The organism is Acinetobacter lwoffii (assembly GCF_024129855.1).
GTDB classification, from domain to species: domain Bacteria; phylum Pseudomonadota; class Gammaproteobacteria; order Pseudomonadales; family Moraxellaceae; genus Acinetobacter; species Acinetobacter lwoffii_L.
The window spans coordinates 228642-244594 of the sequence record NZ_JAMXXC010000003.1 but is presented as its reverse complement, the minus strand read 5'-3'; the positions used below and the strand labels follow the sequence as shown (position 1 = coordinate 244594).

26 protein-coding genes and 1 pseudogene are annotated in these 15953 nt (G+C 44.4%); 2 read left to right on the top strand and 25 right to left on the bottom strand.

The genetic code is table 11. The annotated features are described in order from the left end of the window. The first annotated feature begins 126 nt into the window (after positions 1–126). Both NI465_RS04730 and NI465_RS04725 read left to right on the top strand, forming a co-directional pair. The gene (locus NI465_RS04730; protein ID WP_044113190.1) at positions 127–1299 is read left to right on the top strand and encodes an acyl-CoA dehydrogenase family protein; all 1173 of its coding nucleotides are present in this window, start codon (positions 127–129) and stop codon (positions 1297–1299) included. Positions 1300–1428: 129 nt separating this feature from the next. Beyond that, the gene (locus NI465_RS04725) at positions 1429–2580 is read left to right on the top strand and encodes an IS4-like element ISAbe18 family transposase (RefSeq protein ID WP_253144459.1); all 1152 of its coding nucleotides are present in this window, start codon (positions 1429–1431) and stop codon (positions 2578–2580) included. Positions 2581–2638: 58 nt separating this feature from the next. Here the strand turns inward: NI465_RS04725 and NI465_RS04720 are convergent, their stop codons facing one another. The 25 genes and pseudogenes from NI465_RS04720 to rplB form a co-directional block, all read right to left on the bottom strand. Further along, complete coding sequence (locus NI465_RS04720) at positions 2639–4129, bottom strand: flavin-containing monooxygenase (RefSeq protein WP_044112029.1); 1491 nt, start codon at positions 4127–4129, stop codon at positions 2639–2641. Between the two features lie 217 nt (positions 4130–4346). Then, the gene (rplQ, locus tag NI465_RS04715) at positions 4347–4712 is read right to left on the bottom strand and encodes a 50S ribosomal protein L17 (protein ID WP_004281488.1); all 366 of its coding nucleotides are present in this window, start codon (positions 4710–4712) and stop codon (positions 4347–4349) included. Positions 4713–4730: 18 nt separating this feature from the next. Then, the gene (locus NI465_RS04710) at positions 4731–5738 is read right to left on the bottom strand and encodes a DNA-directed RNA polymerase subunit alpha (RefSeq protein ID WP_004281489.1); all 1008 of its coding nucleotides are present in this window, start codon (positions 5736–5738) and stop codon (positions 4731–4733) included. 16 nt (positions 5739–5754) lie between these two features. After that, positions 5755–6381, bottom strand: coding sequence for a 30S ribosomal protein S4 (gene rpsD, locus NI465_RS04705; protein WP_004281490.1), 627 nt, complete (start codon positions 6379–6381; stop codon positions 5755–5757). 12 nt (positions 6382–6393) lie between these two features. Then, positions 6394–6780, bottom strand: a complete 387-nt coding sequence (gene rpsK, locus NI465_RS04700) for a 30S ribosomal protein S11 (protein WP_004281491.1) — start codon at positions 6778–6780, stop codon at positions 6394–6396. A gap of 19 nt (positions 6781–6799) precedes the next feature. Then, complete coding sequence (gene rpsM, locus NI465_RS04695; protein WP_004281492.1) at positions 6800–7156, bottom strand: 30S ribosomal protein S13; 357 nt, start codon at positions 7154–7156, stop codon at positions 6800–6802. 105 nt (positions 7157–7261) lie between these two features. Beyond that, positions 7262–7378 (bottom strand): 50S ribosomal protein L36, encoded by a 117-nt coding sequence (gene rpmJ, locus NI465_RS04690; RefSeq protein ID WP_000867907.1) that lies wholly within the window; start codon positions 7376–7378, stop codon positions 7262–7264. Positions 7379–7397: 19 nt separating this feature from the next. Further along, positions 7398–8717 carry a preprotein translocase subunit SecY gene (gene secY, locus NI465_RS04685; protein WP_171054339.1) on the bottom strand — a complete coding sequence of 440 codons (1320 nt, stop codon included), beginning with the start codon at positions 8715–8717 and terminating at the stop codon, positions 7398–7400. A gap of 45 nt (positions 8718–8762) precedes the next feature. Beyond that, a complete protein-coding gene (rplO, locus tag NI465_RS04680) occupies positions 8763–9203 on the bottom strand; it encodes a 50S ribosomal protein L15 (protein WP_004281494.1) in 441 nt (146 codons plus the stop codon). Between the two features lie 3 nt (positions 9204–9206). Beyond that, positions 9207–9383, bottom strand: a complete 177-nt coding sequence (gene rpmD / locus NI465_RS04675) for a 50S ribosomal protein L30 (RefSeq protein WP_004281495.1) — start codon at positions 9381–9383, stop codon at positions 9207–9209. 6 nt (positions 9384–9389) lie between these two features. Next, a complete protein-coding gene (rpsE, locus tag NI465_RS04670; RefSeq protein WP_004281496.1) occupies positions 9390–9887 on the bottom strand; it encodes a 30S ribosomal protein S5 in 498 nt (165 codons plus the stop codon). Between the two features lie 2 nt (positions 9888–9889). Continuing rightward, entirely contained in the window at positions 9890–10240 is a 351-nt protein-coding gene (gene rplR / locus NI465_RS04665; protein ID WP_005101200.1) for a 50S ribosomal protein L18, read from the bottom strand. 14 nt (positions 10241–10254) lie between these two features. Beyond that, on the bottom strand, positions 10255–10788 hold the full coding sequence (rplF, locus tag NI465_RS04660; RefSeq protein ID WP_004645059.1) for a 50S ribosomal protein L6: 534 nt from the start codon (positions 10786–10788) through the stop codon (positions 10255–10257). 13 nt (positions 10789–10801) lie between these two features. After that, positions 10802–11197 (bottom strand): 30S ribosomal protein S8, encoded by a 396-nt coding sequence (gene rpsH / locus NI465_RS04655; RefSeq protein WP_004281499.1) that lies wholly within the window; start codon positions 11195–11197, stop codon positions 10802–10804. A 12-nt stretch (positions 11198–11209) separates the two neighbouring features. Continuing rightward, complete coding sequence (rpsN, locus tag NI465_RS04650) at positions 11210–11515, bottom strand: 30S ribosomal protein S14 (protein ID WP_004732275.1); 306 nt, start codon at positions 11513–11515, stop codon at positions 11210–11212. A 9-nt stretch (positions 11516–11524) separates the two neighbouring features. Next, positions 11525–12061, bottom strand: a complete 537-nt coding sequence (gene rplE, locus NI465_RS04645) for a 50S ribosomal protein L5 (RefSeq protein WP_004645057.1) — start codon at positions 12059–12061, stop codon at positions 11525–11527. 16 nt (positions 12062–12077) lie between these two features. Continuing rightward, entirely contained in the window at positions 12078–12395 is a 318-nt protein-coding gene (gene rplX, locus NI465_RS04640; protein WP_004281502.1) for a 50S ribosomal protein L24, read from the bottom strand. 9 nt (positions 12396–12404) lie between these two features. Further along, positions 12405–12773: a 50S ribosomal protein L14 gene (gene rplN, locus NI465_RS04635; protein ID WP_004281503.1), complete on the bottom strand. Its 369-nt coding sequence runs from the start codon at positions 12771–12773 to the stop codon at positions 12405–12407. A 91-nt stretch (positions 12774–12864) separates the two neighbouring features. Next, on the bottom strand, positions 12865–13122 hold the full coding sequence (gene rpsQ / locus NI465_RS04630) for a 30S ribosomal protein S17 (protein ID WP_004281504.1): 258 nt from the start codon (positions 13120–13122) through the stop codon (positions 12865–12867). Further along, on the bottom strand, positions 13119–13316 hold the full coding sequence (gene rpmC, locus NI465_RS04625; RefSeq protein ID WP_004281505.1) for a 50S ribosomal protein L29: 198 nt from the start codon (positions 13314–13316) through the stop codon (positions 13119–13121). The genes rpsQ and rpmC overlap by 4 nt, the downstream gene beginning before the upstream one ends. Further along, positions 13316–13729: a 50S ribosomal protein L16 gene (gene rplP / locus NI465_RS04620; RefSeq protein WP_004281506.1), complete on the bottom strand. Its 414-nt coding sequence runs from the start codon at positions 13727–13729 to the stop codon at positions 13316–13318. The genes rpmC and rplP overlap by 1 nt, the downstream gene beginning before the upstream one ends. Further along, positions 13669–14485, bottom strand: a pseudogene (rpsC, locus tag NI465_RS04615) (30S ribosomal protein S3). Before rpsC ends, rplP begins: the two are co-directional and overlap by 61 nt. A gap of 1 nt (position 14486) precedes the next feature. Beyond that, positions 14487–14816, bottom strand: a complete 330-nt coding sequence (gene rplV / locus NI465_RS04610) for a 50S ribosomal protein L22 (protein WP_001982638.1) — start codon at positions 14814–14816, stop codon at positions 14487–14489. Positions 14817–14827: 11 nt separating this feature from the next. After that, positions 14828–15103, bottom strand: coding sequence for a 30S ribosomal protein S19 (gene rpsS, locus NI465_RS04605; RefSeq protein ID WP_004281508.1), 276 nt, complete (start codon positions 15101–15103; stop codon positions 14828–14830). Positions 15104–15122: 19 nt separating this feature from the next. Beyond that, the gene (gene rplB / locus NI465_RS04600; protein ID WP_004281509.1) at positions 15123–15947 is read right to left on the bottom strand and encodes a 50S ribosomal protein L2; all 825 of its coding nucleotides are present in this window, start codon (positions 15945–15947) and stop codon (positions 15123–15125) included. Positions 15948–15953: the final 6 nt, after the last annotated feature.

Sequence of the window (15953 nt, the reverse complement as noted above, 5' to 3'; positions counted from 1 at the left end):
TCGAGGGATTTCATAGAAATGACCAAAAGCATCAGCAGATTTAAGTCATTTGAACATTCCGCTCATTGCTGCTGATCTTGGCATGGCCTAAGTTAAACCAAACAGATCAAAATAAGGAATAACAAGATGCAGTCTGCAGCCATTCGCCCACTTGCCCCGATGCTGCCGCGCCAACTTTTTAGTACCGAGTATGAAGCTTTTCGCGAGACGGTCCGTAAATTTTATGAGAAAGAAGTCATTCCACATACCGAGCGTTATGAAAGTCAGCAACATGTGGATCGAGAGTTATGGAATAAAGCCGGTGAGCTTGGATTGCTCTGCGCGACCATGCCTGAAGAATATGGCGGCTCTGGCGTAGACCGGTTGTATAGCATGATTCTGATTGAGGAACAGGCCTATGCCGGAGATTCAGCGACCGGATTTTCGCTGCATTCAGATATCGTCGCCAATTATCTGCTGAATTTTGGCAATGAAGCTCAAAAACAGCAATGGCTTCCGAAAATGGCGTCTGGAGAAGTGGTCACCGCGATTGCCATGACCGAACCGGGAACCGGCTCTGACCTGCAAGCTGTGCGAACCTCGGCAGTACTCGATGGCGATGACTATGTCATCAACGGCTCCAAGATCTTTATTACCAATGGCTATCTCTGTGATATGGCGATTGTGGTTTGTAAAACGGGTAATAATGATAAAGGTTCAGCCAATCTCTCATTGATTATGGTCGAAGCCGAACGTACCGGTTTTAGTAAAGGCAAGCCCTTAAATAAAATTGGCATGAAAGGTCAGGATACCTGCGAACTGTTCTTTGATAATGTTCGGGTACCCAAAGAAAACCTGCTCGGTCTGGAAGGCATGGGCTTTATGATGCTGATGAAAGAACTGGCCTGGGAACGCCTGATTGTGGCGATTATCTGTCAGGCAGGCGCTGAAGCCGCTTTTGCCCATACAGTAAAATATACCCAGGAACGTCAGGCATTTGGCAAGAGCATCAGCCATTTCCAAAATACCCGTTTTAAACTGGCAGAACTACGTACCGAGATCGATGTGTGCCGCACTTATCTGGATCGCTGTATGGAGCTGCAACTCAAGCACGAACTAGGCATAGATGCCGCTGCTGCGGCCAAATACAAGATTTCAGAAATGTATAGCAAAGTCGTAGATGAATGTCTGCAACTGCATGGTGGTTATGGTTATATGCTGGAATATCCGATTGCCCGGGCTTATATCGACAACCGTGCCAACCGGATTTATGCGGGTACCAATGAAATCATGAAAGAACTCATCGCCCGTTCACTTTAAAATGGATGCATAAAAAAGGAGTCTCTCAGGACCACTGCTGTCCCATAGTTTGCTTTAAATAAAAAAACCTGAGTTCTAACAGTTAAAATATGAGTGCAAACAAACACTTTAACGACCAGGATTCAGGTTTTGTTACATCAGAATACCGTATTTCATGAGCTAATTAAACCTGTTGTGCGACAGGATTTTGAACAACTTGCTAAAGTACACCATGTTGGACAGAAATTTAAAGCGGCTTCCCGGTGGGATCAGTTTATTGCCATATTGATGTCTCAATTCTCTTGTAGGCAAAGTCTGAGAGATATTCAATCCAATTTGGAGTGCCAACAGGAAAAGCTAAGTCATCTCGGAGCAAAATCTATTCCCCAAAGCACACTGGCACGAATCAATGAGCAGCAGCCTGCTGCCTTGTATCAACAGCTATTTTACAAGTTGCTTAAATACTATGAACACTCGAAAGTAGCTCATAAATTTCGCTTTAAGAATCCCTTGTATTCCTTGGATGCCAGTCATATTGACCTGTCGCTTTCCTTATGTGAATGGGCCAAAGTTCACGACTCAAAAGCCAGCATGAAACTCAGCATAGGATTGAATCACAGCAATGATATTCCTGAGTTTGTTGCAGTTGAAAATGGCAAAGAAAATGACATGGTACAAGGCCGCAAATTCCAGTTTCCTGCTGGCAGCATTGTAGTTTTTGATAAAGGCTATGTCGATTACCAATGGTATGCAAATCTGACTGCTCAAAACATTGGATTTGTCACACGTTTTAGGCCTAAATCTGTGTATCAGGTGATCCAGCAACATCCAGTGCTTGAATCCAAAGGTATTCTAAAAGATGAAACCATTCAGCTGAATAGCGCACATGCCCTAAAAAGAAAAGCCCCAGTGTTAAGAAGAATTGAATATAGAGATCAGCAAAGTGGCAAGCACTTTAGCTTTCTCAGCAATAACTTTCATTTAGCCGCCTCCACCATTGCGGCGATTTATAAAGATCGTTGGAAAGTTGAGCTGTTCTTTAAGGCGATTAAGCAGAATCTCAAATTAAAAGCATTTCTAGGCCGCAGCAGGAACGCAATTCAGACACAAATCTGGATTGCGATGATCGCCTATTTATTGGTGAGTTTCGCTCAACATTTAGGGAAAACAGGTTGGACAGTTCAACGTTTACTCAGAATAATTCAAGTGAATTTGTTTGAAAGAAGAACTTTAAAAGCTTTATTTTCACCCGATAAAATACCCATAAAACAAAAGGAAGCTCAAATGAGCTTCCTTTTGTGAAAAATTGTGGGACAGCAATGCTCTCAGGACTCCTTTTTCTGTATGCAAAGATATAACTTTAAGAAACCAGACGCGGTTTATGCTTTAAAGCATTACTGTTTTTTCTAAATTTCAGTACACCATCTTCAAACGAAGCCTGTTTGAGCTCCTTACGGTCTGCCAGATAATTATTGCTGACTTTCCACGGAGCCTGTTTGCCTTGCTTTGGCATGACGTCTGCAGCCCGGGCAATATAACCCGAACTGAGACTGCCCATGACGGTATCCTGAAGCAATTCACTCTGATCTCCCTGAGGAATTACCTGTGCATAACCTTGCTGATCCATATAGTTCAACAGACGGCAAATATATTCTGCTGCAATGTCGACTTTAAGCGTCCAGGAGGCATTGATATAGCCAATAATCAGCGCCATATTCGGTATGTCACTGACCATGATACCTCTATACAGCATATGCTGAGAGGTATCGATAGGCTGACCATCCATCGTCGCCTGAATCCCGCCAAGAATTTGAATATTCAGACCGGTGGCAGAAACAATAATATCAGCATCCAGATGTTGACCTGATTTCAGCTGAATTCCCGTTTCGGTAAAGGTTTCTATCTGATCCGTTGCAACCGATGCCTGTCCTTCACGTAAAATTTTAAACAGATCTCCATCCGGCACCACACAAAGACGTTGATCCCAAGGTTCATAATTCGGGGTAAAGTGCTTCATATCCACTTTACCTTTCAGCTGGAGTTGCACCGATTTAAGCAAAAGCGATTTTAATAATTTTGGCTGTTTCTGTGCCAAAGCGTAAATCCCGCGCTGCATGCCGATATTACGCGCACGTGTCAGCTTATAGGCGACCTCCTCAGGCAGATATTTACGCATTTTTGAATAAATAAAATCGACCGAGGGTACAGAGGCAATATAAGTCGGTGAGCGTTGCAACATGGTCACATGTCCTGCTCCGCCTTTAACCATCGCAGGAACCAAGGTAATCGCGGTCGCACCACTGCCAATAATCACTACCTTTTTGCCTTTATAGTTTAAATTTTCCGGCCAATGTTGTGGATGAATAAACTCACCTTTGAATGCAGTTTGATTTGGAAACTCCGGCTGAAAACCCTGATCATAATTATAATAACCGGTACAACCCAGTACAAAGTTGGCGATCCAGATCTGCTTCTTACCGTATGCATCCTCGATCTCTACTGACCATTTGCAGGTTGTAGAATCATAATTGGCACTTAAGACCCGATGCTGAAAATGGATTTTCGACTGTAGCTTAAACTCATCCACCACTTCAGCTAGATAATTTTTGATGGATGCGCCATCGGCAAGCACGCTTTCTTTCTTCCAGGGTTTGAAATTAAAACCAAAAGTCGACATATCCGAATCAGAACGTATGCCCGGATATTTGAACAGATCCCAAGTTCCGCCAATACTTTCGCGGCGTTCAATAATCTCAAAAGAGCGTTGCGGACAATGTTTAGAAAGATGTGCTGCCAGACCAATCCCCGAGATCCCCGCACCCACAATTAAAATATCTACCTGCTTTTCCATGTTGTTCTTTTACCTAAGCGATGCTATCTGTTTTTATTAAATCACAAAACTGACAATACACAATGTCAAGTTCATTAAAAAGCCACTATTTTTTTATCTTTTCAGGCCAGATCAGTTATGTTGAACTCAATCACTTTAAATTAAAATATACAGGCATTAAAAAAGGCCGGTTTATTCAACCGACCTTTTCGAACAACTTGCGTTATTCTTCACGAAATTAGTTAACTTCGCGATCTACTAGCTCAACGTAAGCCATCGGTGCAGCATCACCTGCACGGAAGCCCGCTTTAAGAACACGTAGATAACCGCCGTTACGCTCTTTGTAACGAGGGCCAAGAACGGTAAATAATTTACCAACAGTTGCTGCTGAACGAGTACGAGCAAACGCCAAACGACGGTTTGCTACTGTATCGTTTTTAGCTAAAGTGATTAAAGGCTCAGCTACACGACGTAACTCTTTAGCTTTAGGCACAGTTGTTTTGATCAACTCGTGCTCGAACAAAGAGTTAGCCATGTTTTGGAACATCGCTTTACGATGACTGCTTGTACGGCCTAATTTCACACCACTATTACGATGACGCATGGTGATAGTCCTACTTAATTAACGGCTACGATAGGCGAAACGATCGTCCATACGGAGACTAGCCGGTGGCCAGTTCTCTAAACGCATGCCGAGTTGTAAGCCTTTAGAAGCCAGAACATCTTTGATCTCAGTAAGCGATTTTTTACCCAAGTTAGGAGTTTTAAGCAACTCAACTTCGGTACGCTGTACAAGATCACCAATGTAGTAAATGTTTTCTGCTTTCAAACAGTTAGCAGAACGAACAGTTAGCTCTAGATCATCTACTGGGCGAAGCAAGATTGGGTCAACTTCTTCACGAGGCTCTTGAGCAACAGGTGCTTGATCTTTCTGAAGGTCAACGAAGATCGCAATTTGTTGCTGCAAAATAGTTGCAGCTTTGCGGATCGCTTCTTCAGGATCTACAGTACCGTTAGTTTCAAGATCAATGATCAGTTTATCAAGGTCAGTACGTTGTTCTACACGCGCGTTTTCCACGGTGTATGAAACACGTTTGATTGGGCTGTAAGACGCATCTAACTGCAAGCGACCCACTGGGCGAGTTTCGCCTTCAGGGAAGCGTGAATCAGAAGTCTCGTAGCCACGACCTTGAGCCACTTTCAGACGCATTTTCAATGAGCCTGAGGCACTTAAAGTACCGATCAAATGTTCAGGGTTAACCACTTCAACATTATGAGGTAAACGAAGGTCAGCCGCAGTTACGTCGCCTGCACCTTGTTTCTCTAATGTTAAATAAGCTTCATTTTGATCGAACAGCTTAATCGACAATCCTTTTAGGTTCAGCAAGAGCTCGACGATGTCCTGCTGCAAGCCTTCCAAAGTACTGTACTCGTGCTCGACCCCTTCAATCTCAACTTCTACCACAGCTGCGCCAGGTAGAGAAGAAAGAAGGATGCGACGTAAAGCATTACCAAGAGTATGACCAAAGCCACGCTCTAATGGTTCTAGAATAACTTTTGCCGAGGTCCCGCTTGCCGCTTCGACCTTGATCGCTTGCGGAGTTAGAAACTCATTTGCAGTACGCGTCATATTGCTTCCTCAAGGATTATTTAGAATACAATTCTACAATCAAGCTTTCGTTGATTTCAGCAGGTAAATCAGAACGATCCGGTGCAGCTTTGAACGTACCTTCTAATTTAGAATGGTCGATTTCCATCCAAGAAGGCATGCCACGTTGAGTAGCTAATTCAATTGCGTTTTTGATACGTAATTGTTGCTTAGCGCCTTCGTGAACTGCGATCACATCACCCGCTTTAACTTGGATAGACGCAATGTTAACACGACGGCCATTCAAAGTGATGCTACGGTGAGATACTAACTGACGAGCTTCTGCGCGAGTAGAACCGAAACCCATACGATAAACAACGTTATCAAGACGGCTTTCAAGTAGCTTCAACAGGTTTTCACCAGTTGCGCCTTTAACACGAGCAGCTTCTTTATAGTAGTTACTAAATTGACGCTCTAAAACACCGTACATGCGACGTACTTTTTGTTTTTCACGTAATTGTAGTGAGTACTCAGATTGTTTACCACCACGAGCCCCGCCGTGTTGGCCAGGAACTTTCGCATGTTTTTTTGTCTTAACATCAAACGGTTTAACGCCTGATTTAAGTTGCAGGTCTGTCCCTTCGCGACGAGAGAGTTTGCATTTTGGACCAATATAACGAGCCATGAATGTTTCTCCTTACACGCGACGTTTTTTAGGTGGACGGCAACCGTTGTGCGGGATTGGCGTCACATCGGTAATGCTGTTAATTTTATAACCCACTGCACCTAAAGCACGAACCGCAGATTCACGACCAGGACCAGGACCTTTTACAAGGACGTCCAAGTTTTTCAAACCGTAGTCTAAAGCAGCTTTACCAGCAACTTCAGCAGCTACCTGAGCAGCGAACGGAGTTGATTTACGTGATCCACGGAAGCCTTGTCCACCTGAAGTGGCCCAAGCCAGTGCATTACCTTGACGATCGGTAATAGTCACAATGGTGTTATTAAAAGAAGCGTGAATGTGTGCGACACCTTCAGAGACGGTACGAGTGACCTTCTTGCGTGCGCGAGTATCTTTAGCCATCTTTTAGCTTCCAGAAATCTTATTTCTTAATAGGTTTGCGCGGACCTTTACGGGTACGAGCGTTAGTTTTGGTGCGTTGACCGCGGACAGGCAAGCTGCGACGATGACGAAGACCGCGGTAGCAGCCTAAATCCATTAAACGTTTAATGTTCATGGAAATTTCGCGACGTAAATCACCTTCGGTCGGAACCTTAGCAACTTCTGCACGAATCGCATCAAGCTGAGCGTCATCTAATTCACGGATCTTAGTAGTTGGAGCAATACCAGCAGCAGCTAAGATAGCTTTTGAAGTATGGCGACCAATACCAAAGATATACGTTAGAGAGATAACAGCGTGCTTGTTATCCGGAATGTTTACACCGGCAATACGAGCCATTCAATTTTCTCCAAAAAGGCAGTAGATAATCAACCGCCCCACAAAAATCTTGAGGGGCGGATAATAACCTAATTCGCCTACAGAAATCAACAGGTCTTAATCAGATTAACCTTGACGCTGCTTATGACGAGGTTCTGCGCTACAAATTACGCGGATAACCCCATTACGACGGATAACTTTACAGCTACCACAAATTTTCTTAACAGAAGCTTGTACTTTCATGATGAAACCTCAAGTGCGCTTATCCCTTAGGATGAGCAGTCGTTTTTCTCATTAACGTTTGATTATCGTATTGGTGCGAAGTGAGGTGTGATTGCAGCTGAGCCATAAAGTCCATCACTACCACCACAACAATCAGCAAAGAGGTACCACCCAAATAGAATGGAATACCAAATGAACTTTGCAATACCATCGGCATCAAACAAATGACTGCGATGTAAATCGCGCCAATAAATGTCAAACGATTGAGAATATGATCTAAGTAACGAGCAGTTTGCTCACCTGGACGTATACCAGGCACGTAAGCTCCGCTGCGTTTCAAGTTCTCTGACACTTCTTTAGGACTAAATACCAGTGCTGTATAGAAGTAACAGAAAAAGATAATTAACGCACCAAAGAGCACCAAATACAACGGCTGACCAGGCGACAATACCAATGCTACATCTTGCAGGCTACGCTTAATAAATCCAGCATTTGGATCTGCACTACCCACCCACTGACCTAAGCTCGCAGGGAACAAAAGTAATGAGCTGGCAAAAATTGCCGGAATCACACCCGCCATATTAATTTTTAATGGCAAATGTGTCTGCTGTGCAGTAAATACACGACGACCTTGTTGTTTTTGAGCGTAGTTTACCGGAATACGACGCTGCGCTTTCTCAATAAACACGATCGCTGCCAAAACACCCAGAGATAACAAACCAAAAATTACCAAGCCAATCAGGCTGGTCTGGCCATTATCTACAGAGGAGAAAGATTGCATAATCAGATTAGGCAATCCGGCAACAATACCCGCGAAGATGATCATGGAAATACCATTTCCCACCCCACGCTCGGTAATCTGTTCACCCAACCACATCAAGAACATGGTCCCCGCAACCAGTGAGGTTACTGCAGGAACATAAAAAGCCAAACCAGTATTCAGGGTAATCCCCTGACTGATCAGGCCTGCACACATACCTATCGCCTGTACCAGCGCTAAGAATAATGTACCTTGTCGTGTGTATTGATTAATTTTACGTTTGCCTTGCTCGCCTTCTTTCTTTAAAGCTTCCAGCGAAGGAACCACAGTTGACATCAACTGCACGATAATCGACGCAGAGATGTATGGCATGATCCCGAGAGCAAGAATAGACATTCGTTCTAATGCACCACCAGAAAACATGTTAAACAAACCAAGGATGGTACCTTGGTTTGCATTAAACAAGTTTTCTAACGCAGCATTATTGATGCCTGGTACTGGAATATGCGCTCCTAGTCGAAACACCAACAACGCACCAATGAGAAACATCATTCGACGAATAATTTCACGGTATTTCACATGAAATGGTTGGCCTTTCATCATGTTGACATGACCTGAAGAACTAGGAGTCATAGACACTGGGGATTACTCCTCGACTTTGCCGCCAGCAGCTTCAACAGCAGCTTTAGCGCCTTTAGTCAATGCAACACCTTGAACAGTGAATGCACGAGTAATTTCACCAGAAAGTACGATACGAGCACGGATCATGTCTTTACGTACAACGTTCGCAGCTTTTAAAGTTTCAAGAGACACGATGTCGCCTTCAACTTTAGCAAGCTCAGATAAACGTACTTCAGCAGTTTTCAAAGCCAATTGGCTAGTGAAGCCGAATTTAGGCAAACGACGGTAAAGTGCTGTTTGACCGCCTTCGAAACCTGGACGAGTACCACCGCTCTTACGTGAGTTTTGACCTTTGACACCACGGCCACCGGTCTTACCAACGCCAGAACCGATACCACGGCCTAAACGAAGGTTATCACGTTTAGCACCTTCTGCAGGTGCAATTGTATTTAAACGCAGAGTCATGGCTTATTCCTCTACACTAACCATATAGTAGACTTGGTTGATCATACCACGGTTAGAAGGTGTGTCTAACACTTCTACAGTATGACCAATACGACGCAGACCTAAACCTTGCAGGCTAAGCTTGTGATTTTTCAAGCGGTGCGATGCAGATTTAGTCTGGGTAACTTTAATCGTTTTCATGATTGATTACCCTTGAATTTGTTCTACTGAAAGACCACGTTTCGCAGCAACCTTTTCAGGAGTAGTCATATCACGCAAACCATTGAAAGTTGCGTTTACTACGTTAGCAGCGTTAGTAGAACCACGGCATTTAGTCAACACGTTACGTACGCCTACAGCTTCTAGAACTGCACGCATAGCGCCACCAGCAATTACACCTGTACCTTCAGAGGCAGGCTGCATGAATACGCGGCTAGCGCCGTGACGTGCATGAATTGGGTGCTGTAACGTACCATCAACAAGGTCAACAGTAATCATATTGCGACGAGCAGCTTCAAGTGCTTTAGAGATAGCAGCTGGAACTTCACGTGCTTTACCACGACCAAAACCTACGCGACCATTACCATCACCCACAACAGTTAATGCTGTGAAAGAGAAGATACGACCACCCTTAACAACTTTGGCTACACGATCAACGGCAACCAGCTTTTCAACAAGACCTTCGTTTTGTTCAACTTTAGCCATGATTAGAACTCCAAGCCGTTTTCACGAGCAGCATCAGCCAAGGCTTTGATACGACCATGATATTTAAAACCAGAACGGTCAAATGCAACTTTAGTAACACCAGCTGCTTTAGCGCGTTCTGCGATTAAAGCACCTACTTTTTGAGCTGCTTCAACGTTACCAGTTGTACCCGCACGTAGAGTAGTGTCTAAAGTAGAAGCTTGCGCTAATACTTTGCCACCATCTGCAGAGATAACTTGAGCATAGATGTGACGCGGAGTGCGGTTTACACACAAACGAGTCGCACCCAATGCACGGATGTGCAAGCGTGTGCTTTTCGCACGACGCAAACGGGATTGTTTCTTTTCGTTCATAAGAACCTCGCGCCTTATTTCTTCTTAGCTTCTTTACGAAGTACAACTTCGTCAGAATAACGAACACCTTTGCCTTTATATGGCTCTGGTGGACGGTAACCACGGATATCTGCAGCAACCTGTCCTAAAGCTGCTTTATCAGCAGATTTAAGAATGATTTCAGTTGCAGTTGGAGTTTCAGCAGTTACACCTGCAGGAAGTGCATAATCGATCGGATGAGAGAAACCAAGGTTAAGATGAACAACGTCACCTTTAACTGCAGCTTTATAACCAACACCGATAAGCTGTAACTTACGTTCGAAACCTTCGCTAACACCTTTTACAAGGTTGTTAAGCACAGCGCGAGCAGTACCAGCTTGCATCCAAGCGTCTTTCGACTCTTGTACTGGAGCAATAGCTAGAATACCGTCTTCCTGTTTAAGCTCGACCAGCGCATGCAGGTTGAAAGACAATGTACCTTTAGTGCCTTTCACTTCGACCTGCCGGCCGTTCTGAGTAACTGTTACACCGTTAGGTACAGTTACTGGGGCTTTAGCCACACGAGACATGAGGAATCACCTATTAAGAAACAAAAGCAATAACTTCACCACCAACGCCTGCAGCACGTGCAGCGCGATCAGTCATGATGCCTTTGCTTGTAGAAACAATTGCAATACCTAAACCTTGCTTAACGCTAGGAAGTGCATCTTTACCGCGATACTGACGTAGACCTGGACGGCTTACGCGCTTCACAGTTTCGATAACTGGTTTGCCTTCGAAATACTTTAAAGTCAAAGTAAGAGTTGGTTTGCCTTCAGCATCCGCAACTTCTACGTTTGAAATATAACCTTCTTGTTGAAGTAAGTTAGCAATTGCTACCTTCAACTTAGAATTAGGCATAGAAACAGTTTGTTTCTTTGCCATTTGTGCGTTACGAACACGTGTTAGCATGTCGGCAACGGTATCTTGCATACTCATCTATAGTGCTCCTTACCAGCTTGCCTTAACAACGCCAGGTACATCACCTTGCATTACTGTTTCACGTAATTTGTTACGGCTTAAACCGAACTTACGGAAGTAACCATGAGGACGACCAGTTAAACCACAACGGTTACGTAGACGTACTGGAGATGCATTACGTGGTAATGCTTGTAATTTCATCATCGCTTCGAAACGTTCTTCGTCTGATGCATTTACGTTTGCAATAACAGCTTTTAATTCAGCACGTTTTGCAGCGTATTTAGCAACAGTAGCTTCGCGTTTCAATTCGCGATTAATCATACCTTTCTTAGCCATATCGACCTCTTATTTGAACGGGAAGCCGAATGCACGCATAAGCGCACGGCCTTCGTCATCGGTGCGAGCAGTCGTAGTAATGGTAATATCCATACCACGAATACGATCAATCTTGTCAAAATCGATTTCAGGGAACATGATTTGCTCCTTAAGACCCATTGAGTAGTTACCACGACCATCGAATGATTTCGCAGAGAAACCACGGAAGTCACGGATACGAGGGATCGCAATCGAGATCAAACGGTCCAAGAATTCGTACATACGTTCGCCGCGTAAAGTAACTTTACAACCGATCGGCCAACCATCACGGATTTTAAAACCAGCGATTGATTTACGAGCTAACGTAAGTACTGGTTTTTGACCAGCGATAGCTTGCATATCTGAAAGAGCACCATCAAGGAGTTTTTTGTCAGCAGCAGCTGCGCCAACACCCATGTTGATCGTGATTTTAGTGATGCGAGGAATCTCCATCACATTCTTAACACCCAATACTTCTTGTAATTGAGCTTTAAGTTCGTCGTTGTAACGTGTTTTAAGTCTGGCCATGGCCTATATCAACCTATTACTTCGCTACCGCCACTGATTCACCATTTGATTTGAATACGCGAGTTTTCACGCCATCAATCACTTGGTAACCAACACGGTCAGCCTTTTGGGTTGTAGCATTAAAAACTGCCACGTTTGAAATATGAAGCGAAGCTTCCTGAGTTACAACGCTACCTTCAGCGCCTGTAGCACGGTTCGGCTTCTGATGCTTCTTCACCAAGTTAAGGCCTTCAACCTTAACACGGTCATTAGAAACAGACAGAACAGTACCCTGTTTGCCTTTTTCTTTACCTGCGATCACAATTACTTGATCGCCTTTTTTAATCTTAGCCATGATCGCCTCTTATAGAACTTCAGGAGCCAATGAAATAATTTTCATGAACTGTTCAGTACGAAGTTCACGAGTCACTGGTCCGAAAATACGAGTTGCAATCGGCGCTTTGTTGTTGTTCAAAATAACAGCAGCGTTATCGTCGAAACGAATCACTGAACCGTCTGCACGACGGATACCGAATTTTGTACGAACCACAACCGCATTCATCACGTCACCTTTTTTAACACGTGCGCGTGGAATTGCTTCTTTTACAGTAACTTTAATAATGTCGCCAACAGAAGCATAACGACGATGCGAGCCACCAAGTACTTTAATACATTGTACGCGGCGTGCACCACTGTTGTCTGCTACGTCGAGCATAGTTTCGGTCTGAATCATTGCCCTACTCCAAAACCGAGCAACACCGGTCGAAATTTCGAAAGGCTCAAAGAGTACTCGAAATTGACCGATGATGCAACAAGAACGTTAATTACTCAGCAGCTGCTTCAACAACTTCAACTAGAGTCCAAGACTTAGTTTTAGAAATTGGGCGGCTTTCTTTAATGGTTACAACATCACCAGCTTTCGCTGTGTTGTTCTCATCATGAGCATGTAATTTTGTTGAACGGCGGATTAATTTGCCATACAACGGGTGTTGAACTTGGCGTTCAATAAGAACAACGATAGATTTATCCATCTTGTCGCTTACAACTTTGCCAGTTAACGTGCGGACTGTTTTATCACTCATTGTCCGTTCCCCTGTTTTTCGGTAAGGAGGGTCTTAATACGAGCAATAGTCTGACGAGTAAGTGCAACTTCATGCGATTTACCCAATTGACCAGTTGCTTTCGCCATACGAAGACGGAATTGGTTAAGCTGTTGCTCATCAAGCAAAGCTGTCAACTCTTCTACCGACTTTTCACGTAGATCTTTAGTTTTCATTACATTACCGTCCGAGTCACGATAGCGGTTTTAAACGGAAGCTTAGCTGCTGCAAGCGTAAACGCTTCGCGAGCCAATTCTTCGTTAACACCATCAATTTCGTACAAGACTTTACCTGGTTTGATTTGGCAAACCCAATATTCCACAGAACCTTTACCTTTACCCATACGCACTTCAAGAGGCTTAGAAGTAATCGGCTTGTCCGGGAATACACGGATAAAGATCTTACCACCACGCTTAATACGACGGCTAATTGTACGACGCGCTGCTTCAATTTGACGCGCAGTCATTTGACCACGTTCAACTGATTTAAGTGCAATAGTACCGAAAGATACTGTGCTACCGCGGTGTGCTAGACCAGTGTTACGGCCTTTCTGCACTTTACGGAATTTAGTACGCTTAGGTTGCAACATGGATTATTCTCCTTTTTCAGCAGAACGATCATTGCGACGACCACGACGCTCTTGACCTTCACCACGACCACGACCGCGTTTAGCTGGACGCTCTTCTGCTGGAGCTGGGTTCATGACTTGTTTCATGCCGCCCAAGATCTCACCACGGAAGATCCAAACTTTAACACCGATCGTACCGTAAGTAGTCTCAGCACGCATAGTCGCATAGTCGATATCTGCACGAAGCGTATGTAGAGGTACACGACCTTCACGATACCACTCAGTACGAGCAATCTCAGCACCACCTAAACGGCCTGAAACTTCTACTTTGATACCTTTAGCACCAGCACGCATTGTGTTTTGTACCGCACGCTTCATAGCACGACGGAACATTACACGTTTTTCTAATTGAGAAGCGATAGCTTCAGCAACTAGACGCGCGTCTAAGTCTGGACGATCAATTTCATTGATACTTACTTGCGCAGGAACACCCATGATAGATGTTAATTCGCGTTGTAGTTTCTCAATATCTTCGCCTTTTTTACCGATTACGATACCTGGACGAGCAGTGCTAATAGTTACTTTAGCAGCGCCTGTAGGACGCTCGATAAGAATGTTGCTGATCATCGCGTTTTTAAGTTTTTTGATCAAAAACTCACGAACTTGAAGATCTTTAAGCAAGTATTCAGCGTATTGTTTCGGATTCGCATACCAGTTAGCGTTATGACGTTTCACAACACCTAGGCGGATACCGATTGGATGAACCTTCTGACCCATATCAAACCCCTACCTTAACGGTGATGTGACAAGTACGCTTAGTGATACGATCTGCACGGCCTTTAGCACGTGGCATAATACGTTTCAGGCTCATGCCTTCATCAACGTAGATCGTAGAAACTTTAAGGTCGTCTACATCTAAACTGTTATTGTGTTCAGCGTTTGCAATCGCAGATTCCAACGCTTTCTTAACTAGAACTGCAGCTTTTTTGTTGCTGAAGTTAAGGATGTTAAGAGCGTGCGCAACAGATTTGCCGCGGATAAGATCTGCAACCAAACGAGCTTTTTGTGCCGAGATAGCGGCACCGCGTAATTTAGCAGTTACTTCCATCATAGCACCCATTAACGTTTAGATTTCTTGTCAACACCGTGACCGCGATAGGTACGAGTTGGTGCAAATTCACCAAGCTTGTGACCAACCATGTGCTCAGAAACGATCACAGGAACGTGGTTACGGCCATTGTGTACAGAAATTGTTAAACCAACAAAATCCGGGAGGATCATCGAACGACGCGACCAAGTTTTGATCGGCTTACGGTTATTAGCCGCGATAGCCGCTTCAACCTTAGCGAACAAGTGCGCATCGACGAATGGGCCTTTTTTCAGAGAACGAGGCATTGTCAGATTCCTTTACTTGTTACTTAACGCGACGGTCGCGAATAATCATCTTAGTCGTACGCTTATTGGTACGTGTCTTGTACCCTTTAGCTTTTTGACCCCATGGGCTTACAGGTTGAATACCTTTGTTACGCCCTTCACCACCACCATGTGGATGGTCAACTGGGTTCATCGCCATACCACGAACGGTAGGACGAACACCACGCCAGCGTGATGCACCAGCTTTACCTAGTGAACGAAGGTTGCTTTCTGAGTTAGATACTTCACCTAACACAGCACGGCATTCAACGTGAATTTTACGCATCTCGCCTGAACGCAGACGAACGATAGCGTAAGAACCGTCACGACCCAACAGCTGAACTGAAGTACCAGCTGAACGAGCTAACTGCGCGCCTTTACCGATTTTAAGTTCGATGTTGTGAAGAGTAGAACCGATAGGCATGTTGCGAAGCGGCAAGCAGTTACCTGGACGAATTGGAGCATCGTTACCAGACTGTACTTTATCGCCAGCGCGAAGGCCTTTAGGAGCGATGATATAGCGACGCTCACCGTCAGCATACAATACAAGTGCAATGTGTGCAGTACGGTTAGGATCGTATTCGATACGCTCTACAGTTGCAGGAATACCATCTTTGTTACGTTTAAAGTCAACTAAACGGTAGTGCTGCTTGTGACCGCCACCAACGTGACGAGTCGTGATGTGACCGTTGTTATTACGGCCGCCAGTACGTTTTTTAGCTTCAACCAACGGAGAGTATGGTGCACCTTTGTGGAGGTGATCGTGAACCACTTTCTCTACAAAGCGACGTCCTGGAGACGTTGGCTTACATTTTTGAATAGGCATAATTCT

What these genes read in the sequence shown, in the direction of transcription:
- rplE (WP_004645057.1), bottom strand. Translation starts at nt 12,061, where the DNA reads ATGGCCAGACTTAAAACACGTTACAACGACGAACTTAAAGCTCAATTA.
- rpsE (WP_004281496.1), bottom strand. Translation starts at nt 9,887, where the DNA reads ATGGCTAAAGTTGAACAAAACGAAGGTCTTGTTGAAAAGCTGGTTGCC.
- rpsK (WP_004281491.1), bottom strand. Translation starts at nt 6,780, where the DNA reads ATGGCTAAAGATACTCGCGCACGCAAGAAGGTCACTCGTACCGTCTCT.
- NI465_RS04730 (WP_044113190.1), top strand. Translation starts at nt 127, where the DNA reads ATGCAGTCTGCAGCCATTCGCCCACTTGCCCCGATGCTGCCGCGCCAA.
- rpmC (WP_004281505.1), bottom strand. Translation starts at nt 13,316, where the DNA reads ATGAAAACTAAAGATCTACGTGAAAAGTCGGTAGAAGAGTTGACAGCT.
- NI465_RS04720 (WP_044112029.1), bottom strand. Translation starts at nt 4,129, where the DNA reads ATGGAAAAGCAGGTAGATATTTTAATTGTGGGTGCGGGGATCTCGGGG.
- rplF (WP_004645059.1), bottom strand. Translation starts at nt 10,788, where the DNA reads ATGTCTCGTGTGGCTAAAGCCCCAGTAACTGTACCTAACGGTGTAACA.
- rplR (WP_005101200.1), bottom strand. Translation starts at nt 10,240, where the DNA reads ATGAACGAAAAGAAACAATCCCGTTTGCGTCGTGCGAAAAGCACACGC.
- rpsN (WP_004732275.1), bottom strand. Translation starts at nt 11,515, where the DNA reads ATGGCTAAGAAAGGTATGATTAATCGCGAATTGAAACGCGAAGCTACT.
- secY (WP_171054339.1), bottom strand. Translation starts at nt 8,717, where the DNA reads ATGAAAGGCCAACCATTTCATGTGAAATACCGTGAAATTATTCGTCGA.
- rplB (WP_004281509.1), bottom strand. Translation starts at nt 15,947, where the DNA reads ATGCCTATTCAAAAATGTAAGCCAACGTCTCCAGGACGTCGCTTTGTA.
- rpsS (WP_004281508.1), bottom strand. Translation starts at nt 15,103, where the DNA reads ATGCCTCGTTCTCTGAAAAAAGGCCCATTCGTCGATGCGCACTTGTTC.
- rplQ (WP_004281488.1), bottom strand. Translation starts at nt 4,712, where the DNA reads ATGCGTCATCGTAATAGTGGTGTGAAATTAGGCCGTACAAGCAGTCAT.
- rplV (WP_001982638.1), bottom strand. Translation starts at nt 14,816, where the DNA reads ATGGAAGTAACTGCTAAATTACGCGGTGCCGCTATCTCGGCACAAAAA.
- NI465_RS04710 (WP_004281489.1), bottom strand. Translation starts at nt 5,738, where the DNA reads ATGACGCGTACTGCAAATGAGTTTCTAACTCCGCAAGCGATCAAGGTC.
- rpsH (WP_004281499.1), bottom strand. Translation starts at nt 11,197, where the DNA reads ATGAGTATGCAAGATACCGTTGCCGACATGCTAACACGTGTTCGTAAC.
- rplX (WP_004281502.1), bottom strand. Translation starts at nt 12,395, where the DNA reads ATGGCTAAGATTAAAAAAGGCGATCAAGTAATTGTGATCGCAGGTAAA.
- rpsQ (WP_004281504.1), bottom strand. Translation starts at nt 13,122, where the DNA reads ATGAGTGATAAAACAGTCCGCACGTTAACTGGCAAAGTTGTAAGCGAC.
- rplO (WP_004281494.1), bottom strand. Translation starts at nt 9,203, where the DNA reads ATGACTCTGCGTTTAAATACAATTGCACCTGCAGAAGGTGCTAAACGT.
- rpmJ (WP_000867907.1), bottom strand. Translation starts at nt 7,378, where the DNA reads ATGAAAGTACAAGCTTCTGTTAAGAAAATTTGTGGTAGCTGTAAAGTT.
- rplP (WP_004281506.1), bottom strand. Translation starts at nt 13,729, where the DNA reads ATGTTGCAACCTAAGCGTACTAAATTCCGTAAAGTGCAGAAAGGCCGT.
- rpsD (WP_004281490.1), bottom strand. Translation starts at nt 6,381, where the DNA reads ATGGCTCGTTATATTGGTCCAAAATGCAAACTCTCTCGTCGCGAAGGG.
- rpsM (WP_004281492.1), bottom strand. Translation starts at nt 7,156, where the DNA reads ATGGCTCGTATTGCCGGTGTAAACATTCCGGATAACAAGCACGCTGTT.
- rpmD (WP_004281495.1), bottom strand. Translation starts at nt 9,383, where the DNA reads ATGAAAACGATTAAAGTTACCCAGACTAAATCTGCATCGCACCGCTTG.
- rplN (WP_004281503.1), bottom strand. Translation starts at nt 12,773, where the DNA reads ATGATTCAGACCGAAACTATGCTCGACGTAGCAGACAACAGTGGTGCA.